Origin of the sequence: Acinetobacter sp. AS23, from assembly GCF_023612055.1 — a bacterium.
Taxonomy (GTDB): Bacteria; Pseudomonadota; Gammaproteobacteria; order Pseudomonadales; family Moraxellaceae; genus Acinetobacter; species Acinetobacter oleivorans.
The window spans coordinates 3,028,710-3,041,163 of the sequence record NZ_CP082274.1; the positions used below are offsets into that span (position 1 = coordinate 3,028,710).

7 protein-coding genes are annotated in these 12,454 nt (G+C 39.4%); 2 read left to right on the top strand and 5 right to left on the bottom strand.

Going from position 1 to position 12,454, the window contains the following annotated elements; genetic code table 11:
• Nucleotides 1-235 precede the first annotated feature (235 nt).
• Nucleotides 236-1,783 (top strand): hypothetical protein, encoded by a 1,548-nt coding sequence (locus tag K6I41_RS14355; RefSeq protein ID WP_151766849.1) that lies wholly within the window; start codon nt 236-238, stop codon nt 1,781-1,783.
• A gap of 46 nt (nt 1,784-1,829) precedes the next feature.
• On the opposite strand, the gene dsdA is transcribed toward K6I41_RS14355, so the two are convergent.
• Nucleotides 1,830-3,164, bottom strand: coding sequence for a D-serine ammonia-lyase (gene dsdA, locus K6I41_RS14360; RefSeq protein ID WP_250374652.1), 1,335 nt, complete (start codon nt 3,162-3,164; stop codon nt 1,830-1,832).
• Nucleotides 3,165-3,328: 164 nt separating this feature from the next.
• Nucleotides 3,329-4,960 (bottom strand): inorganic phosphate transporter, encoded by a 1,632-nt coding sequence (locus K6I41_RS14365; protein ID WP_023274301.1) that lies wholly within the window; start codon nt 4,958-4,960, stop codon nt 3,329-3,331.
• Between the two features lie 465 nt (nt 4,961-5,425).
• On the opposite strand from K6I41_RS14365, the gene metH reads away from it, so the two are divergent.
• A complete protein-coding gene (gene metH / locus K6I41_RS14370; protein WP_250374653.1) occupies nt 5,426-9,112 on the top strand; it encodes a methionine synthase in 3,687 nt (1,228 codons plus the stop codon).
• A gap of 38 nt (nt 9,113-9,150) precedes the next feature.
• On the opposite strand, the gene K6I41_RS14375 is transcribed toward metH, so the two are convergent.
• The 3 genes from K6I41_RS14375 to K6I41_RS14385 all read right to left on the bottom strand — a co-directional run bounded on the left by K6I41_RS14375 (nt 9,151) and on the right by K6I41_RS14385 (nt 12,439).
• Complete coding sequence (locus K6I41_RS14375; protein ID WP_250374654.1) at nt 9,151-10,380, bottom strand: hypothetical protein; 1,230 nt, start codon at nt 10,378-10,380, stop codon at nt 9,151-9,153.
• A 198-nt stretch (nt 10,381-10,578) separates the two neighbouring features.
• A complete protein-coding gene (locus K6I41_RS14380) occupies nt 10,579-11,583 on the bottom strand; it encodes a transketolase family protein (protein WP_151743961.1) in 1,005 nt (334 codons plus the stop codon).
• 10 nt (nt 11,584-11,593) lie between these two features.
• Nucleotides 11,594-12,439, bottom strand: a complete 846-nt coding sequence (locus K6I41_RS14385; protein WP_250375792.1) for a transketolase — start codon at nt 12,437-12,439, stop codon at nt 11,594-11,596.
• Between the last annotated feature and the right edge of the window lie 15 nt (nt 12,440-12,454).

Below are 12,454 nucleotides of genomic sequence, written 5' to 3' on the forward strand. Positions count from 1 at the left end.
GTATTTGCTTCATACAAAATAATCATTTATGTAACGTAAGTCTATAAAAATGTTCTAAAAATGTGAAAAAAATTAAGGCCAAAATGAGATGAATTTATCATAATAAATCGCTCTTTCATGTTTCATCACATAAATAATCAATATTATTTTGTCAGTTATTGCCACTCGTTTCCTTTCATTGGCATAGATAATGTATACATCTGTATATTAACCCAGTCTTATAACGAGATATTTTATGTCCAGCACAAGTCAAGTCGAAGGTCTACAATTTCCAGTACATGCCTCAACAAAAAAACAAAGCACATCTCTTACAGGCCAAGAGATTTTGTCAGAGGCTTTATCTGTTGTAGATAATAAAACCGCGCAACAAGTGTTGAATGAAAAAAACTGGCGAAAAAACTACCCTATTTATTTTAAAGCGCTTGTTAAGCAAGGCATCTCAAATAGTAGCAATCCAATTACTATTGCTAAGCAGGGCTTGCATAAAGCTCACCACCTTTTTGACTACTATCGTGATAGTAAGCATTACCTCTTAAAAGATGCAGTTCATATTGCTTCATCTACCCCCCTTCATACAGTAAAACTTAAAGGTGAAAGTGATGCAGCCCCAGAGTGGTATGTTCCTTACAAAGGGCAAAAGCTCAGTGGACAAAGCTTACTAGACCAAATTCAACGTTGGGAAGAGGCTGGTATTATTGAACCAAGCCATGCAAAAGCTTTGCGTGAAGCTACTGCTCATCCAGAATGGTTTGATTTATCCGACCGTACCATGGTGTTGTTTGGTGCGGCTTCAGAAGCTGGTCCTCTACCTTGGTTAGCCAAATGGAAAGCGAATATTATTGCTGTCGATTTACCAAACCCACGTGTCTGGGGCAAAATTTTAAATACGATTCAACAAGGAAACGCAACACTCATTGCTCCAAGCGTTGAACAAATTGCTTCCTCAGCAAAAGCTTCTGAACTAAAGGATAAATTGGGTGCAAATTTATTGACTCAATTACCAGAAATTGCACAGTGGCTAGTGCAGTTTCCACAAAAGTTAGATTTAGCTGCAATTGCCTATTTAGATGGTGAAAAGCACGTTCGTGTGTCCATGGCAATGGATAGCATCATGCAATTTGTGAGCGAACATAAGTCTGATACGAGCCTTATGTTTATGTGTACGCCAACCGATGTTTATGCAGTTCCTAAAGAAGTAGCAAAAGCTGCTCAACAAAAATTTAAATCACGCACAAAACTACAAAAATTGGCAGTGAAAGGTGTTTCTACACTTTCCTTAAATCGTTTTTTCCAAGCACCTTATCAAGACCTGATTGATTGTGAAAATGGAAAAACTTATGGTATTGCCGATTGTCTAGTGGTTGAACAAGGCCCAAACTATGCTTTGGCGAAACGTATTCAACAATGGCGTGCTATTTTGGCCCGTCATCAAGGACAACACGTCAGTATTAATATTGCTCCATCTACAACGACTCACTCTGTGACTAAAAATCCATTATTGAAAGCAGCTTTTAATGGCGCAGAGCTTTTTGATGTAGAAGCGTTTAGTCCTGAAACGACCAATGCCATTATGGCGGCACTCTGGATTCATGACTTAAGAAATGAGTCTTCTGTGGCAAATCCTGAAACTGAACTGGACCATCCGCTTGAACTCATGATGGAAGGTGCTAACCACGGCGGATTATGGCGTGTTGCTTATTTAGCAAGAACTGCCCTGCCTTTTGCTGCAATCTATGGCTTTGCAACTGAAAAACTACCTTTTGGAAAATCATCTAAAAAATAGTTTAATTAAAGCCCAATTCTAGAATTGGGCTTTTTTCTGAGTTTTTCTATTTATTTTGAAAGTGTGAAAGATATTTTTGCATTTCATCAGGTGGTACCATACCGCCTCCTGTCGCCCATACTACATGATTTGCCTGCTGCAACTGTTCAGCTGATAGTTGATGTAAAGCCAAATAATCAGGACTCGTCTGAACATAATATGGACCCATCATTCCTGCTACCGCTGAAGGCTCAAGCTGAATATTTTCAGTTTGATTTAGAAGTGCTATTAGTTCATACAAACGTTCATCATGAATGGTGTAATAGCCATCAATTAACTGCTGCATAGCACGTCCAACAAAACCTGAAGCACGCCCTACTGCAAGTCCATCTGCGGCGGTAACGTTATCGATGCCAATGTCATTTACTGAAATCTGATCATGCAAGCCTGTGTGCACACCAAGTAACATGCAAGGCGAATGTGTAGGTTCAGCAAAAATACAATGTACGTGCTCACCAAAAGCAAGTTTCAACCCAAAACTCACCCCACCTGGGCCACCACCGACGCCACACGGCAAATAAACAAATAATGGGTGTTCAGCATCAACTTTAATTTGTTTTTGCTCAAATTGCTGTTTTAAGCGGATTCCTGCAACGGCATAGCCTAAAAATAATGTTCTCGAGTTTTCATCATCAATAAAAAAGCAGTGTGGATCTTGTTCTGCGGCTTTTCGTCCCTCTTCAACCGCTACGCCATAGTCACTAGCATATTCCACCACGTTGACGCCCAGTGAACGCAGTTTGTCTTTCTTCCACTGTCTAGCATCGGCAGACATATGGACTGTGACTCTAAAACCCAGTTTGGCGCTCATAATGCCAATTGAAAGCCCAAGGTTGCCTGTAGAACCTACTGCAATTTGATACTTAGAAAAAAACGTGCGAAATGCGTCTTGGTCGAGTTTAGTGTAATCGTCTTCCAACTTGAGAAGCCCTGCCTCAATTGCCAATTTTTCGGCGTGAGCCAAGACTTCATAAATACCACCACGGGCTTTAATTGAACCTGAAATAGGTAAATGACTATCTTTTTTTAGCCAGAATGCTCCACTCAGTTGCACTTGTTCTGTTGAGGAAAGTGCTTGCTGCATGTTCGCAATTTCAACGATATCTGATTCAATTTTTCCATGTTGTGCTTGAGTTTCAGGAAACACTTTTGCTAAATAAGGTGCGAAACGCGCTAGTCTTGCTTCTGCTTCACTTACGTCCTCTGCTGTGAGTCCAACTTTTTCTAAAGCTTCTGTTAAAGGATAGCGATGAGGTGTAAACCAAAATGTCTCTTGATAGGCTTGTAGTGTCTCAATAAGTGGGAATTGTTGTTTTAGCTGATCTATTTGAACCGCATCCATAATCTATCCTGATATAAAAAGTTTAAGCTCAGCTTTTAAAGCTGCTTGATGCTCTATAACAACTTGTTAATTTATAATTGAATGTACATGAAAATAGACTGAACTTAAAAAAGAAACAAATAAAAAAGCCACTGTTCACAGTGGCTTTAATGTTTTAAATGCTTTTATACAAACTGCAAGAATAACCAGTACAAACCACCTGATAAACAGATTGTTGCAGGAAGTGTAAATACCCATGCAGATAAAATTGTTTTCACTGTATTGAAGTTTAAGCCTGATTTATTCGCAACCATGGTACCCGCAACAGCACTGTTTAAAACGTGTGTTGTTGAAACTGGCATACCTAAACCGTCAGCAGCTGCAATTGTACTCATTGCTACAAGCTCAGCAGACATCCCCTGACCATAAGTCATATGATGCTTACCAATACGCTCACCTACAGTCACAACAATACGTTTCCAGCCAACCATGGTGCCTAAGCCAAGTGCCAAAGCAACTGCTACTTTCACCCAAGTTGGAATGTATTGTAAGAATGAATCTAAGCTACTACGGTATTCTTTCACAAGTTTTTCTTGTGACTGATCCATTTTTGGTAATGCATTCGCTTTATCCAAACGCTTAAACGAAGTGGTGCTTAAATACATGTCATTACGAATTTCGCTAATTGCAGCTTCTGGAATGTCCTTTAAGTTGCTATAGCTAGAAACACGCTCACCCAAGTGGTCAGTCATGCTTGCTAATGCAGGCACTACTTCTGGAGTTTGCTGTTTAGTTTGAATGTATTTAGTCAGAATAAGACGTGCTTTTTCGTCAGTTAATTCTGGCTGATTTTGATTCAAAAATACGGCAGTTTGAGAAGAAAGCTGATGGAATGATTGAACTTGTTGTGTATCAAGGTTTTTATTTAATGAATAAGCCAACGGCACCAGACCAACCAAAATCAGCATGATGAGACCCATACCTTTTTGACCGTCATTAGAACCATGTGCAAAACTTACACCTGTACAGGTAAAGATTAAAATTGCACGAATGATTGCTGGTGGTGGTTTATTACCTTCTGGCGGCTGGAATAATTCTAATTGGCGTTTAAAAACAGTTTTAACCAACAAGAATACAATCGCTGCAAAAGCAAAACCAATTAAAGGTGAAAATAATAAAGCCTTACCGACTTTAATCACCTGATCCATATCAACACCGCTGGTCGTTACGCCAGTCGATGCACTCAACAGATGGTTCATAATGCCCACACCCAAGATTGAACCAATCAAGGTATGAGAACTAGAAGCAGGAATACCCAAGAACCAAGTACCTAAGTTCCATAGAATCGCAGCAATTAGAAGCGCAAAAACCATTGCGAAACCTGCACCGCTACCCATGTTCATAATCAGTTCAACAGGCAACAATGCAATAATGCCGTAAGCGACTGCGCCGCTTGCAACCATTACCCCAAGAAAATTACAAAAACCTGCCCACATGACTGCAACTGGTGCAGGTAAAGCATTGGTGTAAATCACTGTTGCTACTGCATTTGCAGTATCGTGGAAGCCATTTACAAACTCAAAGCCTAAAGCAATCAAGAGTGCAGTAGATAGAAGGATAACCGAATAAAGACTCAAAGGTGGTACATGTGCTAAATCAGCACTCACCTGAAATCCAATATAAATAAGTGTTGCAACAATAATCGTCAGAAACACCGGCATAAAAAACTTAGGTGTCGGGACATGTACATTCGTCGATTTGACTTGCAGGTTTGCCGCAAGTTTTGAATCCGAAACAGGGGGTAGATTAGAATTCATGCAGACGGTAAGAGGATAAAAAAATCCTCTGTATTCTTAAATTAAATTATGACAATTATATGACAAAGCGGCGCCTGATGAAGTCAATTTTTCATATTTTGACCTCATTTGATGCACCTTTCCTCTATGAAATTTATTTTTTTATTAAAATACAATAATTTAAATCAATTTATATCTTCCTTATTTATGACTATTTTTAAAGCAAAAATATATAAAAAATTACCCGAATGCTTGTTTTTTAAACAGCACAATTGTCATAAAACGGAATATTGGCGATGAAATATTTCAATATCATGATCATTTTATGAATATTTGATGAAAAAACACCCTCTTTTTGTTCGAAAACACTTTTTTTTTACGACTAATTTACGGTGAATGGTGGGTCGTCATAGATCATCAATTGTGCTGCTATTCTGTTACAATAGCGCCGCATTTTTAAATTCATATAAAAGATCGGGGTTTTCTATGTCTACGCTTGCCACCCTAAAAGCGCTTCTTGCTAAACGCATTCTGATTATTGATGGTGCAATGGGAACGATGATCCAGCGCCATAAATTAGAAGAAGCCGACTACCGTGGTGAGCGTTTTGCCGATTGGGCACATGACCTAAAAGGTAATAATGACCTTCTTGTGCTAACTCAACCCGAAATCATTCAAGGTATTCATGAAGCTTATCTTGATGCAGGCGCAGACATTATTGAAACCAACAGCTTTAACGGCACGCGTGTTTCAATGTCTGACTACCACATGGAAGATCTTGTTCCAGAGATTAACCGTGAAGCAGCACGTTTAGCTAAAGCAGCTTGTGAAAAGTATTCAACCCCAGATAAACCGCGTTTTGTAGCAGGTGTACTCGGTCCAACATCGCGTACCTGTTCAATTTCACCTAATGTAAATGACCCTGCCTTTCGTAACATTACCTTTGATGAGCTAAAAGAAAACTATATTGAGGCAACTCATGCGCTGATTGAAGGCGGTGCAGATATCATTTTGATTGAAACCGTTTTTGATACCTTAAACTGTAAAGCTGCAATTTTTGCGGTGAAAGAAGTCTTTAAGCAACTTGGTCATGAATTACCACTCATGATTTCAGGGACCATTACCGATGCTTCAGGTCGTACCTTAACAGGTCAAACTGCTGAAGCGTTCTGGAACTCTGTACGCCATGGTGACTTACTTTCAATTGGTTTCAACTGTGCCCTTGGTGCAGATGCTATGCGTCCTCACGTTAAAACCGTATCTGATGTTGCTGATACGTTCATTTCTGCTCATCCAAATGCTGGCTTACCAAACGCTTTTGGTGAATATGATGAAACACCAGAACAAACTGCTGCCTTCTTAAAAGAATTTGCAGAAAGTGGTTTGATCAATATTACCGGTGGTTGCTGTGGTACGACGCCAGACCATATTCGTGCTATTGCCAATGCTGTAAAAGACATTGCACCACGTCAAATTCCTAAAACTAAGCCAGCTTGTCGCTTAAGTGGTTTAGAACCATTTAATATTTATGATGACTCATTGTTCGTTAACGTCGGTGAACGTACCAACGTTACTGGTTCAAAAAAATTCTTACGCTTAATTCGTGAAGAAAACTTTGCCGAAGCTTTAGAAGTTGCACAGCAACAAGTGGAAGCTGGCGCTCAGATTATCGACATTAACATGGATGAAGGGATGCTCGATTCGCAAAATGCGATGGTACATTTCTTAAATCTTGTAGCATCTGAGCCAGATATTTCACGTGTGCCAATCATGATTGACTCATCAAAATGGGAAATCATTGAAGCAGGTTTAAAATGCGTACAAGGTAAACCCGTTGTTAACTCGATTTCCTTAAAAGAAGGTTATGACGAGTTTGTCGAAAAAGCTCGCCTGTGCCGTCAATATGGTGCTGCAATTATTGTGATGGCCTTTGATGAAACTGGTCAAGCCGACACTGCTGAGCGTAAACGCGAAATTTGTAAACGTTCTTATGACGTTTTAGTTAACGATGTAGGCTTCCCTGCCGAAGATATCATTTTTGACCCGAACGTGTTTGCAGTAGCAACAGGTATTGAAGAACACAATAACTATGGTGTCGATTTTATTGAAGCCACAGGTTGGATTAAACAAAACTTACCGCATGCCATGATTTCTGGCGGTGTATCGAACGTTTCATTCTCTTTCCGTGGAAATGAGCCTGTTCGTGAAGCGATTCACTCTGTGTTCTTGTACCATGCCATTAAACAAGGCATGACTATGGGTATTGTAAATGCCGGTCAAATGGCAATTTATGACGATATTCCTAAAGAACTCAAAGATGCAGTTGAAGATGTTGTGTTAAACCAGAACCAAGGTGAATCTGGTCAGCTTGCGACCGAAAAACTACTTGAAGTCGCTGAAAAGTTCCGTGGTCATAGTGGTGCTCAACGCGAAGCAGAAAACCTTGAATGGCGTAACGAACCTGTAGAAAAACGTCTTGAATATGCATTGGTTAAAGGTATTACCACCTATATTGACGAAGACACAGAAGAAGCTCGCCTCAAAGCCAAACGTCCTTTAGATGTAATCGAAGGCGCTTTGATGGACGGCATGAACGTTGTTGGTGACTTGTTTGGTTCAGGCAAAATGTTCTTACCGCAGGTTGTGAAATCTGCACGTGTTATGAAGCAAGCTGTGGCTTGGCTCAACCCGTACATTGAAGCTGAGAAAACAGGTAGCCAATCTAAAGGTAAAGTCCTGATGGCAACTGTTAAGGGCGACGTACACGATATTGGTAAAAATATTGTAGGCGTGGTACTGGGCTGTAATGGTTACGATATTGTTGACCTTGGCGTGATGGTGCCTTGCGAGAAAATCTTGCAAACTGCAATTGATGAAAAATGTGACATCATTGGATTATCGGGTCTGATTACCCCATCTTTAGATGAAATGGTATTTGTTGCGAAAGAAATGCAGCGTAAAGGCTTTAACATTCCTTTATTAATTGGTGGTGCAACAACATCAAAAGCACATACAGCAGTAAAAATTGACCCTCAATACCAAAACGATGCGGTGATTTATGTTGCCGATGCTTCACGTGCTGTGGGTGTCGCAACTACCCTGCTTTCAAAAGAAATGCGTGGAAACTTTATTGCAGAGCACCGTGCTGAATATGCCAAAATTCGTGAGCGCTTAGCCAACAAACAGCCTAAAGCTGCCAAGCTAACTTATGCAGAGTCTGTTAAAAACGGCTTTAAAATTGATGAGAGTTACGTTCCTGCCAAACCAAATCTTTTGGGAACAAAAGTCTTAACCAATTACCCACTTGCAACCCTTGTAGAATATTTTGACTGGACACCATTCTTCATCTCTTGGAGCTTGGCAGGTAAGTTCCCGAAAATTTTAGAAGATGAAGTGGTTGGTGAAGCTGCAACAGATTTGTACAACCAAGCTCAAGCAATGTTGAAAGATATTATCGACAACAACCTTTTTGATGCACGTGCTGTATTTGGTATGTTCCCTGCACAGCGCACTGACGCCGACACTGTCAGCGTATTTGATGAAGCTGGTCAAACTGTTACGCATACTTTTGAGCACTTACGTCAACAATCTGACAAAGTTACAGGCAAACCAAACTTGTCTTTGGCAGATTACATTCGCGCTGACGGTGAGCAACAAGATTATTTAGGCGGATTCACTGTATCGATTTTTGGTGCGGAAGAATTGGCAAATGAATACAAAGCTAAAGGTGATGACTACTCTGCAATTTTAGTTCAGTCACTAGCCGACCGTTTTGCTGAAGCCTTTGCAGAACACTTGCATGAACGCATTCGTAAAGAGTTCTGGGGTTATAAAGCTGGTGAACAGCTTAGCAATGAAGAGCTGATTAAAGAGAAATATGTCGGTATTCGCCCTGCACCGGGTTACCCAGCTTGCCCAGAGCACTCTGAAAAAGCAGTGTTGTTTGACTGGTTAGGTTCTACCGACAAGATCGGTACTAAACTGACTGAACACTTTGCAATGATGCCACCATCTTCAGTAAGTGGTTTCTATTATTCTCATCCACAAAGTGAATATTTTAACGTGGGCAAAATCTCTCAAGACCAACTTGAAGATTATGCAAAACGTAAAGGTTGGACACTTGATGAGGCAAAACGCTGGTTAGGTCCGAATTTAGATGATTCGATTGTTTAAGTTATTAAAGGAACATCCCCTCAATTGAGGGGATTTTTTTATTTTTGTTCAAATACTCCTGTAATATGAGTCATACCATTAAGTGTATTTGCTCCTGCTTTTACATTATGAAAATAAAAGGTTTGTCTATTACTATCTGAAGTTATGCCAGAACAAGGGATTTCTCGATTTCCGCACATGAACTCTTGTTCACCAACTATTGTTTTAACGCTTAAATGTCCTGCAAGCTCTTGAATGATAGATATATCAATTAATTCATTACTATTTTCAAAACCTAGATTATAAATTTTTTGATCATTTTTAACTGTAGCTATATAACGATTGTGAATAGGCAACATTACTATTTTTTGATCCCCAAATTGTAAGTCACTATAAGTTTTAGGCATGTTCATATTTACACTAACATTTAGTTTCCTATTATTAGTATGATCAATCAATTCTATATTTTCGAGATTAAACTCTATATTTTTTTGATCTTCCTTCCAAAACTGATCGCTCAATTTCTCTATATTTTCAAAATCCCCACCTTCATATACCAAATTAATTAATGCATTACTTTTCACCTTATTTTCATAAAATATTATACTTAAATATGAAATATCTTCATTTTTCTTCAAAGTAAATTTTTTTGTAGTGTATATTAATTCATTATTATAATATTGCTTTGACTCTTCAAAATCTATAATTTTAAAAATACTTCCATCAATAGCAATATCATTAACTTTGATAGCTGAAAACCTATCTTTTTGAAACAATGGCCAATTTGAAGGAACCGTAAAATTTATATTTCCAGACACAACTACGGGAACTCTATTTCCTATCTCCTCTCCATTTATAGAAGTTACTGAGAACTCATTTTTGGACTGATTCAAATCAAAACTCAATTTAAATTTATCCCCGAAATTTTCTATCTTATATGTCGTACCATCTGAACAAGTTAAGAGTGGTAAACATATAAGTGCCTTATTTAAAGTATCCTTCCATACCAAATAATCTAAACTCGCTATATTTGAATAAGGTTTTAATGAAATAGAACCCAAGAGCTTTTTTTCCTGTCCCGTTAAATTAATCAAGACAGCCTCAGTAGGTTCATTACCATAAGCAATTAGGTCATAGTTGGTTATAGCTGGGTTTAATTCAACCTTTTCATTAACACTAACGCCTTGTATAAACAATGTATTATCTTTATTTGGTACTATACTTTGGTTATTTTCACCACATCCAGCCAACATTAAAAAACTTAATAGACTAAAGTGTATTTTTTTCATTTTTTCAAATCCTATTTATAATTTTTATTCATCTTATAACAGATAATTATTTAAACCAAACCTTCAAAATAGCCAACTTCCTGTTAATTGATGTCTATATTTCATTAGCATATTGAGATAAAAAATCCCCCAACCTTTAAGATTAAGGGATTTCAACGGATCTATTTCCATACTATCCACATTAAGCAAATACTACTTTTACTTTAAATGTGACTTAATCTTCTCTTTAACTGCTTCAGTTGAAATACCATATCGATCATGCAAAGTTGGTAACGCCCCTGCATCTAAAAATGCATCTGGCAAACCAATCATGTCAAAACGAGGGTGTTGACCATTTCTTAAAAGTAAGGACCCGACAGCTTCCCCTAACCCACCAATGACTGAATGATTTTCGGCTGTTAAAACAGGTCGACCACCTTTTGCGACTTCATCCAAAATAGTTTGTTCATCTAAAGGTTTAATTGTAGGCACATGTAACACTGAAACCTCAATGCCCTCTTTTTCAAGCTCTTCGGCTGCCTCAAGCGCACGCATGGTCAATAAGCCAGTCGAAATAATGAGTAAGTCTTTACCTGGTTTAATCACCTGTGCCTTACCCAATTTAAACTGGTAATTGTATTTATCGAGCACTAACGGAACCTGACCACGTAATAAACGCATATATACGGGGCCATTATGAGCGGCAATTTGTGGAATTGCCTGTTCGATTTCTAAGGCATCACATGGGTCAATGATCATGAGGTTCGGCATAGCGCGGAAAATCGCAATATCGTCAGTCGCCTGATGACTTGGGCCATAACCCGTGGTTAACCCCGGAAGTGCCGCCACAATTTTGACATTGAGGTTATCTTCTGCAATCGCCATACAAATAAAGTCATAGGCGCGGCGTGATGCAAACACGGCATAGGTGGTCGCAAAAGGAACAAATCCTTCACGAGCAAGTCCTGCTGCTGCACTCATCAAAAGTTGTTCTGCCATGCCCATTTGGAAAAACTTGTCTGGATTTTCTTTAGCAAAAATATGTAGGTCTGTATATTTAGATAAATCTGCTGATAACCCCACAATATCGTCACGCTCTTTTGCCAAGGCATTCAGTGCATGTCCAAATGGTGCAGGTTTGGTCGGTTGGCCCTCGGCAGCAATAGAAGCAATCATTGCCGAAGTGGTTAGTTTTTTCTTAGGAGGATTGGCTAACTGGCTCATGGTGTATTCCTTACTGTCCGTAGTGGGTCAAAATATTTAAAGCATCGTCCCACTCATGTTCATCAACACGAATGAAATGTGTTTTTTCGCGGCTTTCCAAGAACGACACGCCCTTACCCATCTTGGTGTCACAAATAATAACGCGTGGGCATGTTCCCTCATGGTTTCGTGCCTGATCGAATGCTTCAAGCAAAGCTTCCATATCGTTGCCATCTACGCGCTGCGTGTACCAACCAAAAGACTGCCAACGATCAACAATTGGCTCAAACGCTAAAATTTCGCTGGAATGTCCATCTGCCTGCTGATTATTCACATCAATAATGGCAATCAAGTTATCTAGTTTCCAATGAGAAGCAGACATCACAGCCTCCCATGTTGAGCCTTCATTTAGCTCACCATCGGACAGTAAGTTATAAACAAAAGCATCCGACTTTTTCTGTTTCAGCCCTAGACATGCACCGACTGCAATTCCAAGACCATGTCCCAATGAACCACCTGTAATTTCCATGCCCGGTGTATATGAAGCCATGCCCGACATCGGTAGACGACTATCATCTGCACCGTAGGTTTCAAGTTCTTCAAGTGGGATAATTTTTGCTTCAATTAAGGCTGCATAGAGTGCAATTGCATAGTGCCCAATAGAGAGATAAAAACGGTCACGACCTTCCCATTCAGGGTTTTCTGGCTGATATTTCATGGCATGGAAATAAGATACTGCGAGCAAATCTGCTGCACCCAAAGCTTGTCCAACATAGCCTTGACCTTGTACTTGCCCCATACGTAAAGCATGTTGGCGAATGTGGTAGGCACGTTGTTGCAACTCGGCAATTTGGCCTGCTTTATCAACATTTAACATTGTCATTTACTATTC